The sequence below is a fragment of the Streptomyces sp. NPDC019890 genome (assembly GCF_044903445.1).
In the GTDB taxonomy this organism is placed as follows: domain Bacteria; phylum Actinomycetota; class Actinomycetes; order Streptomycetales; family Streptomycetaceae; genus Streptomyces.
The window spans coordinates 256,742-279,465 of sequence record NZ_JBJDQK010000004.1; the positions used below are offsets into that span (position 1 = coordinate 256,742).

The window sequence follows — 22,724 nt, forward strand, 5'->3', positions numbered from 1 at the left end:
TGTGAGCGCCTACCCAATCGGCGAAGTGGAGGGCTGTCGCCAGCTGGTTGCAAGGCGGCTATGCCGGATCCCTGCTTACTAGGCGTTTCCGTTGCACCCGAGCATTCTCTCCAGAATGTGGGCATATTCCCTAAAATTCGACTTAGTAACTTCCGGTGACTTTGATGAGGGCATCAAGATGTTAGGGAGAAACGCGACTCGCCACATTCGGAAGATGTCCCGCACCGCTCGCTCATGATCAAGCCCTAGCAAGGCCGCGGCGCTACCCATGGTTTCAATAATCAGCTCTGAGTTCGGCTCCGCGGCACGCCCTTTGGACGAAGCGGCCCCCACCAGCGCATGCATCAAATTGGCCAACTGGAGATCAGTGCCCATGCGAACCATGCGTCGCACGGCGGCGGGCTCTTCCAGATGTGGCGAGAAAGCCTCGATACAACCAGACCACAGGAGCAGCGACGGCACGGTAATTTCGTGATTGCGGTGCCAACCCAACTCATCGACGATTGCCATCGTCTCGGGGTGGAAGCCGCCGATGTCCCGCACTGCAGCCAGGATGCGATCCAGCTCGTCGCGGTGGCTTGTGACAAATTCGCCTACGGAGATCTCCGGTAGAGACTTTGGTCCCGAAGCGGCCACAGTGCCCAGTTCTACGATCCCTCCAAGCGGCCCAAAGATCTCACGCCCCAGTGACGTTTCCGACTCCAGCCACCGTTCTGCCATTAGATTCTCTCGCATTAACTAGAAGTTGCCCATCATGCGCTGAAGGATTGCTTCCCCTTGGGGGTGCGATGTCAAATGCTTGTTAAGATGCCCGGTTTGGGCCGAACTGCTTCTGCTGACCACTCCTCCGCCACGGAGGATGACTCCCGCTTCCTGGTCGACGGAACGCACCAAAGCTGTCACGCGCGCTTGCACAGCTCCCGCGCGATGTCGATGTCTTTCTGGAGTGCGCTGAGCCGGGGAGGGGCTCTGGAGTCGTCGAGGACAACCGTATGCAGGTGATCGCCGACCTGCGGAGGTGCTACATCCGCGGACCACCAGGAGGGATGTTTAACCTGGACGATGAAGCCAGTGATGCTGTCCGCGTCGACTCGTGATCCGACGGGGGCGACGGCCGTGATCGTGACGTCGACTTCCTGGTGATTTCACCAGCCGCGTCAGTGCCTTCGACTGAGCCTCCCGTACGTCCTCGACGGCGGCCTTCAGTACGCCACCGGCGGTCAGCAACTCATCCACCCGCTCAAGAAAGTCGGGCTGCGGCGTCCGTACCCCCCGCTCGATCGCCGAGATCAGATCCTCACCACAGTGCGCGGCAACCCCCAACTCACGCTGGCTCAGCCCGGCCTGCTCCCGCAGGACCTTGATCTGCTTGCCGAGAGCCCTGAAGAGATGCGCCGTGCCGTCCACTTCAGCCGGCCGCTCCGGCCGTTCGTCGGCCATGCCGTACCGCCTTCTCCGGCACGGCCGACGCTCCGTACAGCCCGCCGTCCGTACCCGTACAGTTACCCAGAGTCGCGAGAACACTCCTGGTCAGGGTACGGCGAACCCGCCACGCTCAGTGACGTGAAAGCTGAAACCACCACCCCCACGACCGAGTTCACCCAGCGCCTCAGCGCCACCCGCCGGGGCGCTCGCCTCGCCCGTCACCTCGCGGTCCACCAACTCGACGGCTGGGGTATCCCCCACGGCAGCGACGTCTCCGACTCGGCGGCACAGATCGTCGCCGAGCTGACAGCGAACGCGGTCACCCACGCCCGCGTCCCGGGCCGCGACTTCGAACTCCGCCTGGCGCTCACCACGACGACGCTCCGCATCGAGGTCTCGGACGCCCGCGGAGACCGCGAACCCGAGCCCCGAGCCCCGGTCCCGGACGCGGAGTCGGGCCGAGGTCTCCAACTGGTCGAGGCACTTGCCACGGCCTGGGGCGCCAAGGACCGGACCATCGGCAAGACGGTCTGGGCCGAACTGCTGCTGCAGTGAGTGGGATTGAGACGTGGTGACGACTCGCCGTGCTCGAGTCCCGGGACTTTGCAGTTCGCAGAACCTCAAGGTCTCTACGAAGAGTGTGGATCTCCTGCCCTGGAAACAATAATGGATCCTCTGCTCAGCGTCGCGACGGATTTTCCTGAGAGATGAATTCTCGCTGCATGGGGAGGATCGAAGAACTCCACAAACACTCCGCTGTACCGTTCGATTTGATCCAGAGTTACTTGCAGCTCAGAGTTCTCGGATTTCCGGTCGCTCTCGTCAGTGAAGTTTTGGCCGACACGCGCGACTCCGCCGACACATCTTGCGATACAAATCCCTCCGGACTCGGTCGACTCTTCGACGGAATGAATCTGTATCCTGCTAGCCTCGACCATGCTTGTACGCCTCCGCCACGAATTGTGATATCCCGGTCGTTGAACGAGGCGAGGAATGGAATAGCGTACGCGGCCAGCTCTTCAGCAAGTCGGCGGCCACTGGGCGGGCGCGGAGGTGGCGGTAGCTCCCTTGGCAACGGTCGACGCCTATCCGTCGTAGATGTAACTCCGTCATTGTGCGGTCTCTTCGAAGAGTATTCAGCGGAGGCGACGACAGGCGTTTCACCCTGCAGAGTATTGAGCGATCTCCACCGGTTTACCTCTCTACTGGGCGTGCCGACCTGCGTCGCGGATCAGTCGAGCCAACTCAGTGGATCCTCCTCAGGCATCCCAGTTGTTGTGAGACTGGTAAACGAGACAGGAACGCCTAGCGACGCCAACTCACCCAGGGCCCTGGGGGAAACGAACAACCGCGACCCGGTCTCGACTGTGCCCGCGATTGCTACTTGAACCGCATGACTCGTCTTACGGAGTATCGCTACCCGGTCCAAGCGGGGCGCGAGTTGGGAGACTAGTGAATGAACTTGCTCCTCCAGACCCCCAGCGAAGCTGTCATCGAACGTGTAGGCCCACCAGCTCGGTCCTGAATTGATAACCGGTCCGTGGCTATTCGATGTCGGTTCAGGCAGACCGAGAGTCTTGCTGACGAAGTCTGGGTCAAGTTCTCTCTTTGTGATCGCCAACGACGTATTTACCGATGCCCAGAAATTGGCCGGAATCATGGTGTATCCCTCTCGAGCTGGAGATCAACGCTCATTCAGATTTGGAGTAAGTACGAGAGGGAGACCCAGACGGGAAATTCTCGTCATTTCGGAAGCGGAGAATGACAGCTGCGAGTCATTGTCAGCGTACCCGCCCACCGCGAGCGAGATATCGAACCCTTCAACCTTCATGCTCGCGAGGATACGATCGCAGCCTTCTGCGGCTCTGAGAATTGCATCGAGCTGTTCGGAAAATACCCTCGTGGTGCGCTCGTCGCACTGGAGACGCCATTGCCCATCAGTGTCTCCGCGGGGGTCCCAACGGTCAGGTCCCGGAGGTCGTACGGCCGATGGCTTCAGGCCGAGGCGCGCCGTGATTACGTCGGGGTCGAGGTCGCTCTTCTTGATAATCAGGGTCACATCTGTCAGAACCCATGACTCTCCCACCAGGAAATCCTTACTCATGCATCTACCTGCCACATCGTCAACCATTGCTCACCAATAATGCTACTTGAACTCGCGGCACGCCGCCCAATGTACGTTCCCCATGTCAGGTTTCAACAGGTCACTTAGCATTGTTCGTTGCGCCACTGTTCTTGAATTCTCGTATACGGTAAATCCGCCGGCCCCCTTTGCTTCGGGTGGCGCGAGCGTATAGTTCGGTATTCGATCGCCGGGGCCGAAAGTTTCAACAGCGGCCCCAGGATAAGATCCCCCTTCAACGGCAACGCCGTTGAGTCCGGGAATTCTTTCTCCGTGTGACACGTAGAACGAGAGGTTCGTTCCGGGCGGCACGACCACTTCTCCCGCTCCTACTTCGATGTACCCATGACCGGCAAGTACGGTTTCTCCGTCCGGGCGCCCACCTTTAAGGACTCGACTCGCATAATACCTACCATCATCATCCGGCCATTTGCGAGATACTATCTGCGGATTGCTCTCAGAGACGGCTCGCTTCACTTCGTCGAACGGTGGAAGGTCGGCTCCAGAGCCCCTGCTTGCCAAGTTGTCGAATGGTCCGTGCTTGACGCCGTTCCTCATCCCGGCGCGGATGCCGCCGCGCACAAGCCCCGCGCCCTTGGTGCCGACGAGTTCGGGGACCAGTCTTCCGAGGAACTCGGACGGGTCGCCCTTCGCCGCATCCCATGCGTTCTTCAGCGCGCGGTCCGGGTTGGCGGCCGTGGACGCCAGCCCGGCGAGCGTCATGTTGAGGCCCTTGTAGTACTCCGCCGGGTGGGTCAGGTTGTACGGGTCGATCGGGTTGACCGTGCGGACGAAGTTGAGCAGGCCCGCCGTGCCCTTGACGATGCCGCCGCCGAAGTGCGCGAGCTCGAAGCTCTGGCCCAGGCTGTAGTCCATGAGCTCGAGCTCGAGCTTTTTGCGGCCGGTGGGTTCCTTGGGGGCGTGCGCCATCGCCGCGGTGACGGCCGTCTTCGCGGTCTCGGCGGCTTCGTTGCGGTGGCTGCGGGCCTCCTTGAGGATTTCCTGCGCCCGCTCGCGTTTGGCCGTGCCCGGGTCGGAGAACTCATCGGGCTTGGGCAGCGGGTTGTCGCCGTTGCGTGCGGCGTTGTAGGCGTCGACCTTCTTGTTGTGCGCGTCCACGGCCTTCTTGGAGGCCTCGTCGCCCTCCTTGTACAGGGCGATCGCCTCCTTTGCCTTGCCCTGCGCGCTGGTGATCGCCTTGGAGTACGTCTCAAGAGCCTTGGCGGCGTCCTCAAAGGCATCGGCCGCGTGCAGCCAGTCGGTGGGCAGTGTCTGGAACTTCTCCCGGAAGGTGTCGGCCGCCTCGCCCTTCCAGTTGCTGGAGTCGAGTCTCTTCATCCCGGCGCCAACCAGGTCGAACGCCAACTGGAAGTCCCGCAGGTTCTTCACCGACTCGGCGATCTTCCCGGGGTTGCCGTGGATCAGCTCATTCGCTTCCTCGGTTTGGCCGAGCTGCTGCTCACCGACTTCCGCGCCCAGTGATGAGGCGGTCTCGTCGCCCCAGTCCTCGACCACGTCCGCCAGCTTGTGCTGGCCCATGTGGTCAAGACCTTCACCGACCTTGTCCGTTGCCCAGTCGACACCCTCGCCGACCTTCTCCTTGGCCTTGTCGATCCCCTTGTCGACAAAATCAACGCCCTTGTCGACCCACCCTCCCCAGTCCGGCATCAGCCGTGCTCCCCCCACCGCGGCTGCTCAGCCTGCGCGATCGTTTCCTCCGACGGATCGAACGTCTCGCGCATCTGCTCGTCCATCGCGTCACGAATCTTCGGGTCGATCAGACCCGAGCGCTCCATCGAGTCCATCTGCGCGTCCATCACGTCGTACCCGGTGTTCTTCCAGGTCTGGTTGACCTCCTTCTGGGCCTTGGAGAAGGACTCGGCGCTCCAGTCCGCACCGTCGAACGCGGACTGGGTACTGATCTTGTCCCAGCTCATCGCCTTGACGTCGTCCTCGCTCAAGTGCGGGTTCCCGTTCACCGAGTTCACGCCGATCTTGATCGAGTCCTTGATGTACTGCTCCTGCTCGGCGAACGAGCCGGCCGACAGGCCCACCCCCTGCGCAAAGGCATTCCCGCGCAAGGTCAGCGCTCGTACACCCCACTCCCAGCGATCACAGAACGTCTGAAACTCCGCGGTCAGTCCGCTGTGCCCCAACTCCATCCCCGACAACGCAAGATCCGAGAACCCCCGCCCGGTCGACGCCTCACCGATCATCCCGAGGTCCTTCAACTCGGCATGCGCCAAGTTGATGCCCGCCGCAATGGCGGCCAGCGCCACTGCCGGCGCCGCGAGATCAGGATCGCTTCCGCTCATTCCATCCCCCCGAGGTCTACCGCCGCCGCGTCGGGCACGATGCCCTGCACCGGTGGGAACAACATGCCTTCGTCACTGCCCGCATCGAGTGCCACGCCCGCCGGCCCCGGCAGCATCGGCACCATCACATCCAGCAGCCGCGCGCCGAGGATCGTCTGGTACGTCCACTCCCGCTCGGCGTCTCCCTGCGCACGTGCAAACTGTGCAAGCGCCTCTTCGTCCGAGAAGGCGCAGATCCAGCGAACCCCGCCCTGGTCCGCGGTCCACAGGCTTCCGTACGGGTCGATCGGCACCAGCACGGCGGTGCGCCGGAATTCCCCGAGCAACACTGCAAATTCCCTGCGAGCCACAGCGAGTTGATCCTCGGCGGGAACTGTCGGTGCCGTCCCCGCAGCAGTTGAATCTGGTACCGAATCGGCCAAATCCGTTAGTCTCAAGGGCTGTTCGGGCTCCGATATGCCGTCCCCGTTGCTGGTCATGCGCGGCATGCTGTCACGAACCAGTTTTCGAATGCAATGGAATCAAAGCGATCAAATCGTTGGATATCACTAACACTTGCTGAAGCATCGTCCAGTGACCTCGGTGACGCTTGTGACATCAGCCCTGCCCCTCGCCCGGACGGAGCTCCGGAGGATGGACGCCGGTCAGCGGATCGCCGTACGTCTCCTCGGATTCGTACGCGCAGGGCATCCCGCTGCTCCCGGAGAACCGCTGGTCCTCCGCACGCCAGTTGAAGTGCTGGGTCTCGTTCCCGTCGTCTCCCGACCGGCCGTCCCGCTCCGCCCGCAGGTTCCACTCGTCGCCGGTCTGGGACTCCCCGTACTCCTTGATGCGCCAGCCCGTGTCCTTCAGATGGTCGCGCAGCCTCCGCAACGCAGGCAGGGCCTCCTGCTCGGAGGCCTTGTCGAGGGCCCAGCCGTGGAACAGCCGGTATGCCCCGTCCACCGGTTCATCGGCCATGCCCTCGAGCCCGCCCGGGTAGCAGTCGTCGGTCGAGAGGTAGTTCTCCGTGCCCACCCCGAGCTTCACCACCCCCGGCGGCACGGCGCGGTCGAAGCCCAGCACCTCGTACGCCTCCTGGGAGCGGCTGGTGGCGCGGCGCATCATCTCCTCGGGGGCGACGCGGGGGTAGTCCTCCGGTGTCGCGCGCTCCGCTTGGTACGTGATCACCAGGCCGAGCACGAGCAGCACCGGCATCGCAATCAGCACGATGAACGTCCACCACGCCAGGCCGAGAGCCCTGCGGAGCACCGCCCTCGCGGGGGAGTCGGGCATCTCAAGGTCGTCGATCATAAGACCGAAGCTACGGTCCATCGCGGGGCCCGGACATGCGTGGTTGTGCCCAATATGCCTAGGCATAGGTACTCAGGGGGCCAGCCCTCGGCCGTGCCGCTGCGCCCGAGGCCAGCTATTTCCCCGCCCCCCGCGCTCGTATGCTCGATTCATGACGGATCACCAGCCCGGACGCCCCGTACGGCCCACCGCCAACGCCATGCGCCGTGCCCTCAAGCGCGCCAGGGACGGGGTCGCCCTCGACGTCGCCGAGGCCGCCGTGCTGCTCCAGGCGCGGGGGGACGATCTCGAAGACCTCGCCGCGTCCGCCGCGCGCGTGCGGGATGCCGGGCTGGAGGCCGCGGGGCGCTCCGGTGTCATCACCTACTCGAAGAGCGTCTTCATTCCGCTCACCCGGCTCTGCCGTGACAAGTGCCACTACTGCACCTTCGTCACCGTCCCCGGCAAGCTGCGGCGCGCCGGACACGGGATGTTCATGTCGCCGGACGAGGTCCTGGACATCGCCCGCCGCGGGGCCGCACTCGGCTGCAAGGAAGCGCTCATCACGCTCGGCGACAAGCCGGAGGACCGCTGGCCCGAGGCCCGGGAGTGGCTGGACGCGCACGGGTATGACGACACCATCGCGTACGTACGGGCCATCTCGATCCGCATCCTGGAAGAGACCGGGCTGCTGCCGCATCTCAACCCCGGCGTCATGACCTGGACCGACTTCCAGCGGCTCAAGCCCGTGGCCCCGTCCATGGGCATGATGCTGGAGACGACGGCGACACGGCTGTGGAGCGAGCCGGGCGGGCCGCACTACGGGTCCCCGGACAAGGAGCCGGCCGTCAGGCTCAGGGTGCTCGAGGACGCGGGGCGCTCCTCCGTGCCCTTCACCTCCGGCCTGCTGATCGGGATCGGGGAGACGTACGAGGAGCGCGCGGACTCGCTGTTCGCGCTGCGGCGCATCTCCCGGGCCTACCACGGGATCCAGGAACTGATCATGCAGAACTTCCGCGCCAAGCCGGACACGGCGATGCGCGGCATGCCCGACGCCGAGCTGGACGAGCTGGTCGCCACCGTTGCCGTCGCGCGGCACATCATGGGGCCCTCGGCCTGTCTGCAGGCGCCGCCGAACCTGGTGGCCGGCGAGTACGCGCGGCTCATCGGGGCCGGTATCGACGACTGGGGCGGGGTCTCGCCCCTCACGCCCGATCATGTGAACCCCGAGCGGCCCTGGCCGCAGATCGACGAACTCGCCGAGCAGTCCGCGGCCGCAGGCTTCCGTCTTGAGGAACGCCTCTGTGTCTACCCGGAGTTCGTGCAGCGCGGCGAGCCCTGGCTGGACCCGCGGCTGCTGCCGCATGTCCGGGCGCTGGCCGATGCGGAGACCGGACTGGCCCGCGATGTGAAGCCCGAAGGCCTGCCCTGGCAGGAGCCCGACGAAGGGTTCACCGCGGCCGGTCGTACCGATCTGCACCGGACCATCGACACCACCGGCCGCACCTCCGACCGGCGCGACGACTTCGACGAGGTCTACGGCGACTGGGAGGCCCTGCGCGAGGCCGCCCAGCCCGGCATGGTGCCCTCCCGGATCGACACCGACGTACGAGGGGCTCTCAAGCAGGCCGCGGACGATCCGACGAAGCTCACCGACGACGAAGCCCTCGCCCTCCTCCACGCGGACGGGCCCGCGCTGGACGCACTCACGCGGATCGCGGACGACCTGCGTAAAACGGTGGTCGGCGACGACGTCACCTACGTTGTCACGCGCAACATCAACTTCACCAACGTCTGCTACACCGGCTGCCGTTTCTGCGCCTTCGCCCAGCGGCGTACGGACGCCGACGCGTACACCCTGTCCCTCGACCAGGTGGCGGACCGGGCCGCGCAGGCCTGGGACGTCGGTGCGGTCGAGGTCTGCATGCAGGGCGGCATCCACCCCGATCTGCCGGGCACCGCCTACTTCGACATCGCGCGCGCCGTGAAGACCCGCGTCCCCGGCATGCATGTGCACGCCTTCTCGCCCATGGAGGTCGTCAACGGAGCGACCCGCACCGGGCTTTCGATCCGCGAGTGGCTCACCGCCGCCAAGGAAGCCGGGCTCGACTCCATCCCCGGTACGGCCGCCGAGATCCTCGACGACGAAGTCCGCTGGATCCTCACCAAGGGCAAGCTGCCCACCGCCACCTGGATCGAGGTCGTCAAGACCGCGCACGAGCTCGGCATCCGGTCGAGCTCGACGATGATGTACGGGCATGTGGACCAGCCCCGGCACTGGCTCGGCCACTTCCGGACGCTGGCCCGGATCCAGCAGGAGACCGGCGGGTTCACGGAGTTCGTGACGCTGCCCTTCATCCACACCAATGCGCCCGTCTACCTCGCAGGCATCGCCCGCCCGGGCCCGACCGCCCGCGACAACCGCGCGGTCACCGCCATGGCCCGCGTCCTTCTCCACCCGCACATCACCAACATCCAGACCAGCTGGGTGAAGCTGGGGGCGGAGGGCGCGGCCGAGATGCTCCGCTCCGGTGCCAACGATCTCGGCGGCACGCTGATGGAGGAGACCATCTCCCGTATGGCGGGCTCCAGTTACGGCTCGTACCGCTCCGTCCAGGACCTCGTCGCCATCGCGGAGGCGGCCGGACGGCCGGCGAAGCCGCGTACGACCCTGTACGGCGAGGTGCCCGAGGAGCGGCAGCAGGCCGCGGCCGCGTCGGACGGACATCTGCCGGAGCTGCTGCCCCTGCTGCCAGACTGACCCGCATGGCTGGGAGCGCGCGTCCTTCGATGCAGGAACTCTTCAAGCGCCGGATGCGCTTTGTGGGGCGACGTGACGAACTGGCGCTGTTCCGGGGGAATTTCGACATCCCGCCGGAGGACGAGCGGCACCGGTTCATCTTCCACATCCACGGCAATGCCGGCGTCGGCAAGACCTCCCTCGTGCGCCGACTGGAGGACGCGGCGCGTGAACGCGGGGCGTTGACGGCGTACGTCGACGAGACGGTCAACAGTGTCCCGGAAGCGCTGGCCGCCCTGTGCGACCGGTTCGAGCGGCAGGAACACCCGCTCAAGGGGCTGGCCCGAATGCTGGCGACCTATCGGCAGCGGCGGTACGAGGCTGAGGCACTGGCCCCGGCGCCGGACCCGGCCTCCCAGGAGCCGTCCGCCGCATCGCTCGCCGCCGCCCGCGCGGGTCTCGCCGGGCTCGGGCTCGTCCCGGGGGTCGGGGCGATGGCTGGTGCCGTCGACCCCGCCCAAGTCGCCCAGGGCACCGACAAGCTGCGCGCCGCGCTCAGTGCGCGCTTTCGCAACCACGACGATGTGCAGCTGGTCCTGGATCCGCTCCGGTCCCTCACTCCCGTCCTCGTCGCCGATCTGGAACGGGTCGCGGACCGCGCTCCGTGGATCGCGCTGTTCTTCGACACCTACGAGCGCACGGGGCCTTTCCTCGACGTCTGGCTGCGCGATCTGCTCACGACCGAGCGGTACGGATCGCTGCCCGCGAACGTCGTCGTCACCACCGCAGGTCAGCACCCCTTCGACCCGGTCCGCTGGGCCGACTGCGTCGACTTCATCACCGACCTCCCTCTCGGGCCCTTCACCGAGACCGAGGCACGCCAACTCCTCACCGCCAAGGGTGTGGTGGACGAGACGGTCGTCCGAGAAGTGCTTCAGCTCTCGGGGCGGCTGCCGGTTCTGGTGTCCACGCTTGCGGAGAACCCGGGCGCGGTCGACGACCCCAGCGCCACCGCCGTGGAACGGTTCCTGAAATGGGAGGAGGACACGGTTCGACGCTCGGCCGCGCTCGACGGCGCCCTGCCGCGCCGCCTCGACGAAGACCTGTTCCGGGCCGGAGCGGATGAGGAAGCCGCGGGCCTGTACGGCTGGGTGCGGTCTCTGCCGTTCGTCAGCGAGCGCGGCGGCCGGGCCCAGTACCACGACGTAGTACGGGTCCCGATGCTGCGGCTGCGGCGCACCGGCTCGCCGCAGCGGTGGACCGCTGCGCACACCCGCCTTGCCGAGGTGTTCGCGGCCCGGTGCGCGGAGGCGGGTGACGGCATCTCCACTCTGATGCTGTGGGCGACGGAGCCCTGGCGCGCGGCGCGCATTGAGGAGACGTACCACCTGCTGTGCGCCCGGCCGAGGTCGGCACTGCCGGCTGTGCTGCGTGACGGGGTCGCGGCCTGCCGCGAGGGCGTGGTTGTCGCGCGACGCTGGGCGCGGGCCGTCACCGAGGCAGGTGAGGACAGCGGTACGGACGAGCTGCGCGCCTGGGGGCGTGCGTGCGTCGCTGAGCTCGCCGATGAACGGCGTGGCGCCGTACGGGTGCTGGGCCTGCTGCTCGGCCGTTCGGAGCTGGACACCCGGGGCCGGGCGGACGCATATCTCGCCCGCGGCTGGCAGCTGTTCCGTGTCGAGGCGTACGAGGAGGCGCTCGCCGACTACCGGCAGGGGATCGCCCTCGCCCCGGACGATCCCTGGGCGTATCAGGGACGTGCGATCACCTACCGGGCCATGGGCGAGTTCGGGCGGGCGCTGGACGATCTGGACCGGGCCGAGGAGCTGATCCCCGACTGGTCGGTGGCGGTGCGCGAACGCGGGGAGACCTACCGGCGCGCGGGTCGTCTGGCCGAGGCGACAGCGGAGCTGAACCGGGCGCTCGCGCTGAACCCCGACGACTACCGGGCGCTCGGTAGCCGCGGCCAGGCCAAGTACCAGCAGGGGCAGCAGGCCGAGGCGCTGGTGGACCTGGACCGGGCGATCGAGCTGTGGGACGAGTACGTCTGGGCCCTGGTGCAGCGGGCCCATGTCCGGCTGCGGGTCGACGACATCGAGGGGGCGCTGGCCGACATCGACCGGGCGGACCGCCTGGCACCGGACACCGCGGCGACGGTGGGCGAGCGCGGCGAGGCCTACCGGTTCATGGGCCGCTACGAGGAGGCGATCGCCCACTACGACCGGGCGCTCGAACTCAACCCTGCGTATGCCTGGGCCCTGGGCAGCCGGGCGATGGCGAACGAGGCGCTGGGCAGACGGGCCGAGGCGCTGGCCGATCTCGACCGGGCACTTGTCCTGAACCCGTCCTACAGCTGGGCGGCGGCCCATCGCGAGCGGCTGGCACCGCCCCCGCCTGCTTCGTAGCAGGGCAGGCCCGGATTCGTAGCCGGGCAGGCCCCGGCTACGGCCCCGGTCCGGCGGCGGAGTACCCCGTCCTCTCCGTTCGATTACAGTGCTGCGCCAGGCATACGTTCGACGTCCAGGGAGGGCGTGCGGTGAGCGCAACAGCCACAGCCGTCTGGGGCCGGGCCGAGCAGCAGGATTTCCGTGCCCGCGTGCGCGGCGCCCTGCTCGGTGGTGCCATCGGCGACGCGCTCGGCGTCGGCGTCGCGGCGCTCACCATGGAGGAGATACGCGCGGCCCACGGCCCGGACGGTCTCGCCGACCTCGTGCCCGCGCACGGGCGCCGTGGCGCCGTCACCGCCGCCACGCAGCTGACCCTCTTCACCGTCGACGGGCTGATCCGCGCCCAGGTCCGCCGGGACACCGGCGCCTGGCATCCGCCCACCGATGTGCACCGCGCCTATCTGAGATGGGCCGCGACCCAGCGCGACTGGGGTCCCGACGAGCGCCGCAAGGACAACGGCTGGCTCGCCCGTGAGGAGTGGCTCTACACCCGCCGCGATCCCGCCCCGGCCTGCCTCATCGGGCTCGGCGACGAGACCATGGGCACTCTCGAAGCGCCCAAGAACCCCGCCGCGCGGGACGCGGGCGCGCTGGTGCGTTCCGCGCCGTTCGGGCTGCTGGTGGGCTGGGAGCCGCAGCTGGTGTGCCAGCTGGCCGTGGAGTGCGCGGCCCAGACGCACGGCCATCCCACCGCGTATCTGTCGGCGGGCGCCTTCGCGGTGATCGTGCACGGTCTTGCCCGCGGCGAGACGCTGGACGGCTCCGTGCAGCGGGCGCTGGCGCTGCTGGCCGCGCGCCCCGGGCACCAGCCGGTCACGGACGCCCTGAAGCAGGCGCTCGGCGCCGTACGCCAGGGCATTCCGAGCCCCGCCAGGATCGCCTCGCTCGGCGAGGGGTACCACGCCGAGGACGCCCTCGGCATCGCCGTCTACTGCGCCCTCGTCGGCGAGGACATCCGGCACGGCCTGCGTCTTGCCGTCAACCACGACGGGCCTTCGGAGATCACCGGTGCCGTCACCGGTGCGCTGCTCGGCGCGCTGCACGGCGAGACGGCGCTGCCGCCCGCCTGGCTCTGCGAGCTGGAGGGCCGCCCGACCATCCTGGAGCTCGCCGACGACTTCGCGATGGAGATGACCCAGGGCCCGGCCCTGCACGGCCCCACGGTCGCCTCGCCCGGCTGGCTGGCCCGCTACCCACGCAGCTGACGCGGCGCACCTGAAGATCGGACGAGGGCCCGGCTCCACTCCTGACCACCCCTGGGGAGCCGGGCCCTCGCGCGGGCACAGCGTCAGCCGTCCGCGCCCTCGCGGCCCAGCACCTTCGCCTCCGCGGGCGCCGGCTCGGCAGGCGCCGGCACGGTCGCGGCGCCGAGCCCCGCCCCGCCGGGACCGTCGTCGTCCGAGTTGATACGGGCGATGACCGCGTCCCGCTCGGGGGTGTCCTCCGGCTTGACGATGCCGATGACGATGTAGAGCACGAGCGAGATCGCCAGCGGTACGGAGACCTGGTACTGCAGGGCGACATCGGTCCTGGCCGTGCCGTCGATCTCGTAGTTGAGGAAGAAGAAGGCGATCAGGCCGGCCGCCCAGCTGGTGAGTGCCGCAGTCGGTCCCGACCTGCGGAACGGCCGTAGCAGGCCGAGCATGAACGGGATCGCGATCGGTCCCATCAGTCCGGCCACCCACTTGATCACGACGGTGATGATGTCTTTGAACGTGGGCGAGTTGACCTGGGTCGCGATCGCCATCGACAGCGCCAGGAAGGAGATAGTGGATACCCGGGCGGCGATCAGACCGACCCGCTCCGACCAGCCCCTGGCCTTCTTGGAGAGGACCGGCGCGATGTCCCGGGTGAAGACCGCGGCGATCGCGTTGGCGTCGGAGGAGCACATGGCCATGGTGTGCGAGAAGAAGCCCACGATGACCAGGCCCAGCAGACCGTGCGGCAGCAGCTGTTCGGTCATCAGGGCGTACGAGTCGGAAGCGTCCGGCTTCTTCGCCTCCACGAGCAGCGGGGCGCACCACATCGGGAAGAAGAGGACCAGCGGCCACACGAACCACAGGATCGAGGAGAGCCGCGCCGAGCGGGTGGCCTCACGGGCGTTGGCGGTCGCCATATAGCGCTGCGCCTGGTTCCACATGCCGCCGTTGTACTCGAAGGTCTTGATGAAGAGGAACGCGAGCAGGAACGTCACGGTGTACGGCCCGGCGGTGGCGTCCGTGTGGCCCTGCAGCTCCGGCTTGTCCCACACCGTCCACAGGGTGCTGAAGCCGTCGAGCTTGCCCATGACCGCGATCAGCATCGCGAGACCGGCCAGCAGCTGGATGATGAACTGCCCGAGCTCGGTCAGGGCGTCCGCCCACAGGCCGCCGATCGTGCAGTAGACGCCGGTGATGACACCGGTGATGAGGATGCCCTGGTTGAGCGACATGCCGGTGAAGACGGACAACAGGGTGGCGATGGCGGCCCACTTGGCGCCCACGTCCACGATCTTCAGCAGTACGCCGGACCAGGCGAGGGCCTGCTGCGTCTTCAGGTTGTAGCGGGTCTTCAGATACTCCAGCGGTGAGGCGACATGCAGCTTGGAGCGCAGCCGGTTCAGCCGCGGGGCGAAGAGCTTCGCGCCGATGAAGATGCCGATGGCGATCGGGAGCGACCAGGTCACGAAGGACGTGACACCGTACTTGTAGGCGATGCCCGCGTAGCCGGTGAACATCACCGCGCTGTAGCCGGACATGTGGTGCGAGATGCCCGACAGCCACCAGGGCATCTTGCCGCCGGCGGTGAAGAAGTCGCTTACGTTGTCGACGCGTTTGTGGGACCAGAGTCCGATCGCGACCATCACACCGAAGTAGCCGATGAGCACGGTCCAGTCGAGACTGTTCATGTGCCCCCTCCTGGGGTCCGCCTTGTGAACGCCGTTCATGGTGTGGCCATGCGAGCGGTCACGACAACGACCCGAAGGGTCAAGAGCGAGTAAAATTGTTCGAGTTGTTGACCTCTATTCACATATGTAGTCAACGTGAGGGTGGAAAAGGGCCGCACGGGGGGATTGTCCGTGCGGCCGGTGGAAGGGCCCGAGGTGGCAGGGGAGTTGAGTACGAGGTGGGAGGGGAGCTCCGTACGAGGTGACGGGGGGCTGCGTACGAGGTGGCGGGGGAGTCGAGCCCTGGACGGCGAGCGCTACCGCATCAGTTCACCGGCGTTGACCAGCAGCGACTGACCCGTGATCGCCCGGGCCCGGTCGGAGGCCAGGAAGGTCACCGCCTCCGCCACATCTGTGTCCGTGGCCAGTTCGGGCAGCGCCATCCGCTCGGTGAGCCGCCCGAGCACCTCGTTCTCCGGTACGCCCTCGGTGTGCGCTGTGAACTGGACGTACGCCTGGACGGGCGGCCCCCACATCCAGCCGGGCAGCACGGTGTTCACCCGGATCCGGTCCGGACCGAGCTCCCGCGCCATCGAGTACATCGCCGAGGTCAGCGCGCCCTTGGACGCCGCGTACGCGGCCTGCCACACCTGTGAGGGCGCGGCCACCGCCGACTGCGTGCCGATGATGACCACCGAGCCGCCCCGCTCCTTCAGCGCCGGCAGACAGGCCCTGGTCATCCGCAGCGTGCCCAGCAGATTCACATCGATGACGCCCTGCCAGGTCTCGAAGTCGGCGTCCGCCAGGCCCCCGAAGTAGCTGTCCCAGGCGGCGACATGGGCCACCGCGTCGATCCGCCCGAAGCGCTCCAGTGCGAGCGCCGCCAGGGCCTGGCACTGCGTCTCGTCCGTGATGTCGGTGGCGCGGTATGCGGTGCGCGTGCCGTCCGGGTCGATTTCGCCGGCCGACTTGGCGAGATTCTCCTCGGTTCGCGCGCCGAGGACCGCGTTGCCCCCGTCCCGTACGACCGTCGCCGCGATCTGATGCCCGAGTCCGGCCCCTACGCCGGAGACGATCACTGTCTTCCCCTGCAGCAGCATGGCGCGCTCCTTCGGCACAGGTCCGTTCGGCACAGGTCCGTCATACGGTCCGACCTGTCTCTGACGGTGCGTCAGAGTACGGGCCGGGTGCCGAGGAGGGAAGGCCGGCGTCAGTACACGTCCGCTCGACAGGGCCGTCCCCCCTCTCCCCAACTGACGCATCATCAGATACACCGGAGGGATGACAGAAGACACGCGCAGCGAGGTGTACGCCGAACTGGCGGGCGTGGGGCCGTACGGCGTGCGGCCGGGTCACGCCCTGATCACCCTGGTCGAACCGCATCCCGGCCATGAGTACGCGTACAACCGCTGGTACGAGGACGACCACTACTACGCGGGCGCGATGGCGATGCCCTGGATGTACGCGGGACGGCGCTGGGTCGCCACCAGAGACCTCCAGGAGCTGCGCTACCCGGAGAAGTCGGCGGTGGCCCGGCCCGTCACGGCAGGCTGCTACATCTCCACGTACTGGATCACCGAAGGCCGCTACGCCGACCATATGAAGTGGACCGTCGGCATCAACAAGCGGCTGAACCGGGACGGGCGCGTCTACCAGGACCGTACGCATGTCTTCACGGCGTTCCAGGACCACGAGGCGACCGTCTACCGCGACGGCGCGGCAGGACCGCGCGACTTTCACGCGCTGGACCATCCGTACGCGGGCCTGGTGGTCGAGGTGATCGACGCCGACGGGCCCGAGCAGCGCGCGGAGTTGCTGGAGTGGCTGCGTACGAGGCATCTGCCGAAGCGGCTGGCCGGCTCGTGCGCGGCGATGGTGACCGTCTTCAGGCCGACGCCGCTGCCGGGCGACCGGATGAGCTATGTGAAGCAGGTGGAGGGCGTGGACACCCGGCTGACACTGCTGTGGTTCCTCGAGGAGGACCCGAGGGAGCGCTGGGAGTCTACGTTCGCCGGACTCGACGCAGCGGTCGTCGAATCGGGGCTCGGGCGGGTTGAGCTCGTGGCTCCCTTCATCCCGACGGTTCCCGGAACCGACCGCTACGTCGATCAACTGCGTTGAGACGGGCGCGGGTCCGCAGCGCGGCGGTGGCTTGACGGAAGCGGGTGGGGGATGGCCGTGGGGGCATGGCCGAGCCCCCTCGGCCGGGACGGCGGACCAGTCGAGAGGGCTCCGGTGGGTGGTGCGCTGTTCAATGGTGCTCTGTGCTGCGTTCGTTCGTGGTGCTTTTCGCTGAACTCTCTGGCGGGCTCTTCGGCCTTTTGTTCAGCCGAGATCGAACGCGCCCTGTGCCACTTCGTTCACGAAGGCGTTCCACGACTGGGGAACGAATGTGATCGACGGCCCGGCGGGGGCTTTGGAGTCCCGCACGGCAATCGCCGCCACGACGGGGGACTTGACCTCTACGCAAGCGCCGTTTCCACCGGAGTACGAGGACTTCGTCCAGGATTCCGTGGCACCCTCAATGATTGCCATGTTTGCTCCGCTTCGGCGAGTGGTGTGATGTGCGCCAACGTTCTTGCTGGCGTGATCGAAGGTACTCGTCACCCTTGGCGCCTGAGGCGGGCGTTCACTCGACCGGATGGCATATTCCACACGGGTCTTCCGCCGCGAGGGGGCGCGGGTGTACCGTACGGCCTCCCTCGCGGCCGGCACCCTTCTGAGGGCCTTTTTGCAGGCCTTTCTGCAAGCCTGACGGCGCGCCTTTCAGCGGGCGTACTCCTTGGCGATGTCCGCGATGAACTGCCTGGTCTGGTCCACATTCAGGGCCTGGGCGCGCAGATGCTCGTACATGACGCTGTACCTCTGCACGTCGTTGGCCTTCTCCAGATACAGATCGCTCGTCACACCCTCGATGTAGACGACGCTGGAGTCGGAGGCGTCCGGGAACTCGAGGATCGCGTACTGGCCGAGAATGCCCGGGTGGGCGCCCATGTCGAAGGGCAGCACCTGCACGGTGACATGCGGCAGTTGGGACAGCTCCACCAGATGCTCGAGCTGCTCGCGCATCAGCTGCTTGTCGCCGACGAGACGGTGCAGCGCCGCCTCGTCGATCACCGCCCACAGCCGCAGCGGGTGTTCAGCCTCTTTGATCCGCTCCTGGCGGCGCAGCCGGACGCTGACCCGTTTCTCGACGTCGGAGCTGCCGCTCTCGGGCAACGCACCGGCGATCAGCGCCTCGGCATAGCGCTGGGTCTGCAGCAGGCCGGGGACGACCTGGGGTTCGTACACCCGCAGGCTCGCGGCATCGGTCTCCAGACCGATGTAGACGCTGTACGGAATGTCGCCGAAGGCGTGCCACCAGCCCTGCTGGCGGGAGTCCTTGGCCATCTGCATCAGCGAATCGACGATACGGTGGTCCTCGACCTCATAGACCCCGCACAGATCGCGGACGTCGCGCTGGCTGATGGAGCGACGGCCGTTCTCGAGGCGGCTGATCTTCGACTGCGAGACAAGCAGGCGCTCCGCCACCTCTTCGGCCGTCATGCCCTTGAGCTCCCGAAGCCGGCGCAGCTCCTGGCCCAATCGGCGTCGCCTGACGGTGGGGTTGACGTTGGACGCCACGGAAACTGCACCTCCGGCTGCGTAGCTGAGCGTATCTACCGCTCAGCAGACTGCCACCAATGGTCGTGGCTCCGCTGCGAAATGGCTACACAGACGACATACGCGAACGCGCGGGGCAGCGGTGAGGCTGCCCCGCGCGTTCTGTGCGGCTCCCGGACCGGGCCTTGGGGACGTCGGTGCGGCGGTTCTGCGGGTGGTGCTGGTTCTGCGGTTGCTGCGGTTTCTGGTGGTGCTGGTGCGTCAGTGCGCGGCGACGCGGGCCATGCTTCCGTGGCGTGGCTGCATGGCGGCCGCCACGGCTGCCGGCTGTCGGCTGCCGTTCACAGCGGTGGGATTACGGCGGGGCTGAGCGGCCGCACCGTTCTGAACGTCCATCACGGCGTGCGCCACGAGTCCGCCCATCGGGTCGTGCCTGATGAGATCCCGCAGCCGGGACCTCGAGGAACGCCCTTCGTTCCCGGGGTAGAGGTGCTTGCCGAGTCCGACCGCGTGGGCCAGCGCGGCGAGCGCCGCGGTCCGCGGGTCCGGCGGTACGCCGGTGCGGATCGCACTGTCCAGCCGGGCCCTGATGTCCCGGCTGATCGCCGTGTCCGTCGCCTGGTAGCGAGTCGTCGGCAGCACTCCGCACATCTGGCCCGCCACGGCATGCACCATGCCGCACCGCTCCAGATGCGAGAGATAAATCTGGCGCAGCCCCAGTCGGGGCCCGCCAATCCAGTGGACTGCCCGTACCGGACTGCCGCGTCTGCGCAGCAGCTCCAGTGCGGAGTCCAGAGTCGGATCTCCGGTCGGCCGTGGCATCACCACGGCGATACGATCCCCGTCTGGGGCTATCCGTCCTGCCAGAGCCAGCTCTACTAGCTGGGCTCCGGCCAGGCCGAGGTCGAGCGACTGCGGCTGCGCTGTGGTACCCGTGGTCGGGTCCAGAGCAAGCAGCAGTAGCTCCTCCGGAAGTGTTCTGCGGCTCCTGCCCATCCATGCCTCCCCGCGTGGATGAATGACAGGGTGACCCCTCTCACATTCATCTGTCGAGAGCGCCTGGGTGGTTTCTATGGGAACCGGCAGGTATGTCGTTCTCGTCTAGGCACCGGGACAGCGGTCTCACACAGGACACTGATAGATGGTTCGGACAACACGGGCTGTCGCGTGACGGCGCCCGTGTTGTCGCGTAGATACGTACGTACGGTGCATGGCGCATGACTCATGGAGGAGGCACGGTGGCGGGCGAGTCCCCCGACAAGTCGGAGCAGCGGAAGTCGTCGGGGGAGACGACTTCGGGTGAGCGCGACCCGCGGCTCGCCGTGTTTCGCCAGGCGTCGCCGCCCAAGGTCGACCAGCCGACGGCGATCTTCAAGCTCCCGCCGGAGCGGGGTTCGGCCCCGGATCCGGGCACGGAGACGGGCTCGGTGGAGAACGACGCTCGGCTGCGGGCGGCGGTGGCGGCCTGGGTCGCGAGCGGCGACGGCGACGCGAAGCCCACGCCTGAGGAGCCCGTCGCTGCGGGTGCGCCGGCTGCGGGGGACTCGTCGGACGGCGGGGACGCGGAGGACGTGGACGCGGCTGCATCGGACGTGGACGCGCCTGACGCGCCTGACGCGGAGGACTCGTCGGACGAGGGTGCGTCGGACGTGCACGACGCCGCGGGTGCTCCGGAGACGGCGGACTCGGCCGTCGAGGGTGCGTCGGACGCCGAGGCGCCTGACGCCGTGGCTGCGGATGCCGACGTGTCGGAGGTTGCGCCGACGGATGCCGATGTGCCGGATGCGGAGGTTGCGGACGCGCCTGACGCGGAGGACCCGTCGGACGCGGCTGCGTCGGACGCTGAGACCCCGGACGAGGCCGCTGAAGCCCCCTCGGACGCCGCGGGCGGAGCGGGAGGCTCCGAGGATGCCGGCGGGCCTGTCGCGGAGGCCCCTGACGCCGAGGACGCGTCCGCTGCCCCCGAGGAGGACGCAGGTGCCTCCTCCGACGTCGAGCCCGCGCCGGAGGGCGAGACGGGCACCGACACCGACGACGGGGCCGACGGGGCCGACGAGACCTCCGGCGACGGGGGCGCCGCAGCCCCTGCCGCGGAAGCCGACAAGGCCCCCGGCGAGGACGCTCCCGCGGAGGCCAAGGACGAGGCCTCCGCCAAAGCGCAGCCCGCGCCTGCCGGTAAGACCACCGGCGCCGACGACGCGCCCACCCCCGCCGCGCCGCCGTCCGCCAAGGACAGCGCGTCCGCAGATGCAAAGCCCACCCCGCCGGCCAAGGACAGCGCCTCCGCATCCGCGGACGCAGAGCCCACCCCGTCCGCCAAGGACAAGCCGGTCGATCAGCCCACCGCCGTCTTCAAGACCCCCCGGCGGCCCGCCGTCGACAACCCCACCACCGCCCTCAAGCTGCCCCCGGCATCCCGCCCCGAGGCCCCCGCCGGGCGGAGCAGCACCTTCGTGCCGCTGCGGGGCGAAGGTACAGCGACACCCGCTCCCAGCAAGCCCGAAGCCAAGCCCGAAGCCGCCCCTGCGGCCCCTGCGGCCCCCGCGTCGCTCACCGAGGCCGAGCGGACCAAGCAGCAGCCCATGCCGCCGCTCCCGCCGCTCGACCTGCTCGCCGAGCTGACCAACACCCCGCCCCCGCCCCAGACCCCCGTCCGCACGGTCATCCGGCGGGTCAAGATCTGGACGCCCCTCGTTCTCCTGCTCCTGATCATCTTTGCGGTCGTACAGGTTCTGCGCCCGCTCCCCGACCCCAAGCTCGACCTCTCCGCCGCGTCCACCTTCACCTTCAAGGGCGGAAAGCTCAGCCTGCCGTTCCCGGACGAGGGCCAGGGCGCCGTCGAGGTCGAGGGCGTCGGCAGCATCGGCACGTACGGCGCCCAGAAGCCCGCACCGCTCGCGAGCGTCGCGAAGACGATGACGGCGTACGTGATCCTCCGGGACCACCCGCTCAAGGGGCAGGAAGTCGGTCCGAAGATCACCGTCGACCAGCAGGCGGCCGACGAGTCGAACAACAAGGACGAGTCGCGGGCGAACTTCTCCAAGGGCCAGCAGTTCACCGAGAAGCAGATGCTGCAGTTGCTGATGATTCCCTCCAGCAACAACGCCGCGCGTCTGCTCGCCCGCTGGGACGCCACGTCCGAGGCCGAGTTCGTCAAGAAGATGAACGACGCCGCCAAGGACCTCGGCATGACTGACTCCACCTACACGGACCCCAGCGGCCTGAAGTCCACCACCATGTCCACCCCGCAGGACCAGCTCAAGCTGGCCAAGGCGGTCATGCAGAACGACGTGTTCCGGAAGATCGTGGACACGACGCTGACGACGATCCCCGGCATCGACGGGACGATCCGCAACAACAACGACAAGGCCCTGCTCGAGCCGGGAGTGGGCGGTATCAAGACCGGCTCCTCCACCCCGGCCGGCGGCAATCTGCTCTGGGCCGCCAACGTCGAGGTCGACGGCAAGGTACGCCGCATCGTCGGTGTCGCCATGGGCGCCCAGAAGGCCACCATTCTCGACGACAAGCTGAACCTGGCGATCGACTACAGCATCGCCATGATCAAGGCCGCCCAGCAGGGCGTCACCTCCGCGACCGTCGTCAAGAAGGGCGATGTCGTCGGTTACGTGGACGACGGCCTCGGCGGCCGCACCGCAGTCGTTGCCACGAAGGAACTCAAGGCCGTCGGCTGGGGCGGTCTCGACGTCACGATCGAGCTCACGGACGGAGCAGAGACGGTTCCGCACTCCGCGAAGGCAGGCACCGTCGTCGGCGAGCTCTCCGTGGGCGCGGGCACCGGCAAGGTGACCGCCCCGGTCGCGCTCCAGCAGGACCTGACGGAACCTGGATTCGGCGCCAAGCTGACCCGGCTCGGCTGAGCCTGCACGGCGCGGGCGTCCCGGGGCCTCCGGGACGCCCGCGTGCTAGCGTCCCG

The 22,724-nt window shown here is 67.7% G+C and carries 18 protein-coding genes; 6 read left to right on the plus strand and 12 right to left on the minus strand.

What is annotated here, in order from left to right; genetic code table 11:
- Window positions 1-78 precede the first annotated feature (78 nt).
- A complete protein-coding gene (locus ACI2LP_RS13505) occupies window positions 79-720 on the minus strand; it encodes a hypothetical protein (RefSeq protein ID WP_404724677.1) in 642 nt (213 codons plus the stop codon).
- Between the two features lie 330 nt (window positions 721-1,050).
- Window positions 1,051-1,440 (minus strand): multiprotein-bridging factor 1 family protein, encoded by a 390-nt coding sequence (locus tag ACI2LP_RS13510; RefSeq protein ID WP_404724678.1) that lies wholly within the window; start codon window positions 1,438-1,440, stop codon window positions 1,051-1,053.
- A 123-nt stretch (window positions 1,441-1,563) separates the two neighbouring features.
- Between ACI2LP_RS13510 and ACI2LP_RS13515 the strand changes: the two genes are divergently transcribed.
- Window positions 1,564-1,980, plus strand: a complete 417-nt coding sequence (locus ACI2LP_RS13515) for an ATP-binding protein (protein WP_404724679.1) — start codon at window positions 1,564-1,566, stop codon at window positions 1,978-1,980.
- 1,129 nt (window positions 1,981-3,109) lie between these two features.
- On the opposite strand, the gene ACI2LP_RS13520 is transcribed toward ACI2LP_RS13515, so the two are convergent.
- From ACI2LP_RS13520 to ACI2LP_RS13540, 5 genes are all read right to left on the minus strand, one after another.
- A complete protein-coding gene (locus ACI2LP_RS13520; protein ID WP_404724680.1) occupies window positions 3,110-3,529 on the minus strand; it encodes a DUF4279 domain-containing protein in 420 nt (139 codons plus the stop codon).
- 42 nt (window positions 3,530-3,571) lie between these two features.
- Window positions 3,572-5,215, minus strand: a complete 1,644-nt coding sequence (locus tag ACI2LP_RS13525; protein ID WP_404724681.1) for a putative T7SS-secreted protein — start codon at window positions 5,213-5,215, stop codon at window positions 3,572-3,574.
- Window positions 5,215-5,862, minus strand: coding sequence for a hypothetical protein (locus ACI2LP_RS13530; protein WP_404724682.1), 648 nt, complete (start codon window positions 5,860-5,862; stop codon window positions 5,215-5,217). The genes ACI2LP_RS13525 and ACI2LP_RS13530 overlap by 1 nt, the downstream gene beginning before the upstream one ends.
- On the minus strand, window positions 5,859-6,341 hold the full coding sequence (locus ACI2LP_RS13535; protein ID WP_404724683.1) for an SseB family protein: 483 nt from the start codon (window positions 6,339-6,341) through the stop codon (window positions 5,859-5,861). The genes ACI2LP_RS13530 and ACI2LP_RS13535 overlap by 4 nt, the downstream gene beginning before the upstream one ends.
- A gap of 118 nt (window positions 6,342-6,459) precedes the next feature.
- A complete protein-coding gene (locus ACI2LP_RS13540) occupies window positions 6,460-7,155 on the minus strand; it encodes a hypothetical protein (protein WP_404724684.1) in 696 nt (231 codons plus the stop codon).
- A 151-nt stretch (window positions 7,156-7,306) separates the two neighbouring features.
- Here ACI2LP_RS13540 and ACI2LP_RS13545 point away from each other — a divergent pair, with 151 nt between their 5' ends.
- The 3 genes from ACI2LP_RS13545 (at window position 7,307) to ACI2LP_RS13555 (ending at window position 13,526) form a co-directional block, all read left to right on the plus strand.
- Window positions 7,307-9,895: a bifunctional FO biosynthesis protein CofGH gene (locus ACI2LP_RS13545; protein ID WP_404724685.1), complete on the plus strand. Its 2,589-nt coding sequence runs from the start codon at window positions 7,307-7,309 to the stop codon at window positions 9,893-9,895.
- A 5-nt stretch (window positions 9,896-9,900) separates the two neighbouring features.
- Complete coding sequence (locus tag ACI2LP_RS13550) at window positions 9,901-12,279, plus strand: tetratricopeptide repeat protein (RefSeq protein ID WP_404724686.1); 2,379 nt, start codon at window positions 9,901-9,903, stop codon at window positions 12,277-12,279.
- A 131-nt stretch (window positions 12,280-12,410) separates the two neighbouring features.
- Entirely contained in the window at window positions 12,411-13,526 is a 1,116-nt protein-coding gene (locus ACI2LP_RS13555) for an ADP-ribosylglycohydrolase family protein (RefSeq protein ID WP_404724687.1), read from the plus strand.
- Window positions 13,527-13,609: 83 nt separating this feature from the next.
- Here ACI2LP_RS13555 and ACI2LP_RS13560 read toward each other — a convergent pair whose 3' ends face one another.
- Both ACI2LP_RS13560 and ACI2LP_RS13565 read right to left on the minus strand, forming a co-directional pair.
- Window positions 13,610-15,208, minus strand: a complete 1,599-nt coding sequence (locus ACI2LP_RS13560) for a sodium:solute symporter family protein (protein ID WP_404724688.1) — start codon at window positions 15,206-15,208, stop codon at window positions 13,610-13,612.
- Between the two features lie 296 nt (window positions 15,209-15,504).
- On the minus strand, window positions 15,505-16,287 hold the full coding sequence (locus tag ACI2LP_RS13565; protein WP_404724689.1) for an SDR family oxidoreductase: 783 nt from the start codon (window positions 16,285-16,287) through the stop codon (window positions 15,505-15,507).
- Between the two features lie 181 nt (window positions 16,288-16,468).
- Here ACI2LP_RS13565 and ACI2LP_RS13570 point away from each other — a divergent pair, with 181 nt between their 5' ends.
- Window positions 16,469-17,308 carry a hypothetical protein gene (locus ACI2LP_RS13570; RefSeq protein ID WP_404724690.1) on the plus strand — a complete coding sequence of 280 codons (840 nt, stop codon included), beginning with the start codon at window positions 16,469-16,471 and terminating at the stop codon, window positions 17,306-17,308.
- Between the two features lie 204 nt (window positions 17,309-17,512).
- Here ACI2LP_RS13570 and ACI2LP_RS13575 read toward each other — a convergent pair whose 3' ends face one another.
- The 3 genes from ACI2LP_RS13575 to ACI2LP_RS13585 form a co-directional block, all read right to left on the minus strand.
- Window positions 17,513-17,722, minus strand: a complete 210-nt coding sequence (locus ACI2LP_RS13575) for a DUF397 domain-containing protein (RefSeq protein WP_404724691.1) — start codon at window positions 17,720-17,722, stop codon at window positions 17,513-17,515.
- A gap of 231 nt (window positions 17,723-17,953) precedes the next feature.
- Window positions 17,954-18,811: a helix-turn-helix domain-containing protein gene (locus tag ACI2LP_RS13580; protein WP_404724692.1), complete on the minus strand. Its 858-nt coding sequence runs from the start codon at window positions 18,809-18,811 to the stop codon at window positions 17,954-17,956.
- A gap of 240 nt (window positions 18,812-19,051) precedes the next feature.
- Window positions 19,052-19,786, minus strand: coding sequence for a GPP34 family phosphoprotein (locus tag ACI2LP_RS13585; protein WP_360867630.1), 735 nt, complete (start codon window positions 19,784-19,786; stop codon window positions 19,052-19,054).
- Window positions 19,787-20,007: 221 nt separating this feature from the next.
- Between ACI2LP_RS13585 and ACI2LP_RS13590 the strand changes: the two genes are divergently transcribed.
- The gene (locus tag ACI2LP_RS13590) at window positions 20,008-22,668 is read left to right on the plus strand and encodes a serine hydrolase (RefSeq protein ID WP_404724693.1); all 2,661 of its coding nucleotides are present in this window, start codon (window positions 20,008-20,010) and stop codon (window positions 22,666-22,668) included.
- Window positions 22,669-22,724: the final 56 nt, after the last annotated feature.

Bases quoted from the DNA above. Each gene is read 5' to 3' on its own strand.
- ACI2LP_RS13585 (WP_360867630.1), bottom strand. From the start codon at position 19,786: ATGGGCAGGAGCCGCAGAACACTTCCGGAGGAGCTACTGCTGCTTGCT.
- ACI2LP_RS13520 (WP_404724680.1), bottom strand. From the start codon at position 3,529: ATGAGTAAGGATTTCCTGGTGGGAGAGTCATGGGTTCTGACAGATGTG.
- ACI2LP_RS13565 (WP_404724689.1), bottom strand. From the start codon at position 16,287: ATGCTGCTGCAGGGGAAGACAGTGATCGTCTCCGGCGTAGGGGCCGGA.
- ACI2LP_RS13510 (WP_404724678.1), bottom strand. From the start codon at position 1,440: ATGGCCGACGAACGGCCGGAGCGGCCGGCTGAAGTGGACGGCACGGCG.
- ACI2LP_RS13575 (WP_404724691.1), bottom strand. From the start codon at position 17,722: ATGGCAATCATTGAGGGTGCCACGGAATCCTGGACGAAGTCCTCGTAC.
- ACI2LP_RS13550 (WP_404724686.1), top strand. From the start codon at position 9,901: ATGGCTGGGAGCGCGCGTCCTTCGATGCAGGAACTCTTCAAGCGCCGG.
- ACI2LP_RS13570 (WP_404724690.1), top strand. From the start codon at position 16,469: ATGACAGAAGACACGCGCAGCGAGGTGTACGCCGAACTGGCGGGCGTG.
- ACI2LP_RS13535 (WP_404724683.1), bottom strand. From the start codon at position 6,341: ATGACCAGCAACGGGGACGGCATATCGGAGCCCGAACAGCCCTTGAGA.
- ACI2LP_RS13590 (WP_404724693.1), top strand. From the start codon at position 20,008: ATGACTCATGGAGGAGGCACGGTGGCGGGCGAGTCCCCCGACAAGTCG.
- ACI2LP_RS13530 (WP_404724682.1), bottom strand. From the start codon at position 5,862: ATGAGCGGAAGCGATCCTGATCTCGCGGCGCCGGCAGTGGCGCTGGCC.
- ACI2LP_RS13525 (WP_404724681.1), bottom strand. From the start codon at position 5,215: ATGCCGGACTGGGGAGGGTGGGTCGACAAGGGCGTTGATTTTGTCGAC.
- ACI2LP_RS13505 (WP_404724677.1), bottom strand. From the start codon at position 720: ATGGCAGAACGGTGGCTGGAGTCGGAAACGTCACTGGGGCGTGAGATC.
- ACI2LP_RS13560 (WP_404724688.1), bottom strand. From the start codon at position 15,208: ATGAACAGTCTCGACTGGACCGTGCTCATCGGCTACTTCGGTGTGATG.
- ACI2LP_RS13540 (WP_404724684.1), bottom strand. From the start codon at position 7,155: ATGATCGACGACCTTGAGATGCCCGACTCCCCCGCGAGGGCGGTGCTC.
- ACI2LP_RS13545 (WP_404724685.1), top strand. From the start codon at position 7,307: ATGACGGATCACCAGCCCGGACGCCCCGTACGGCCCACCGCCAACGCC.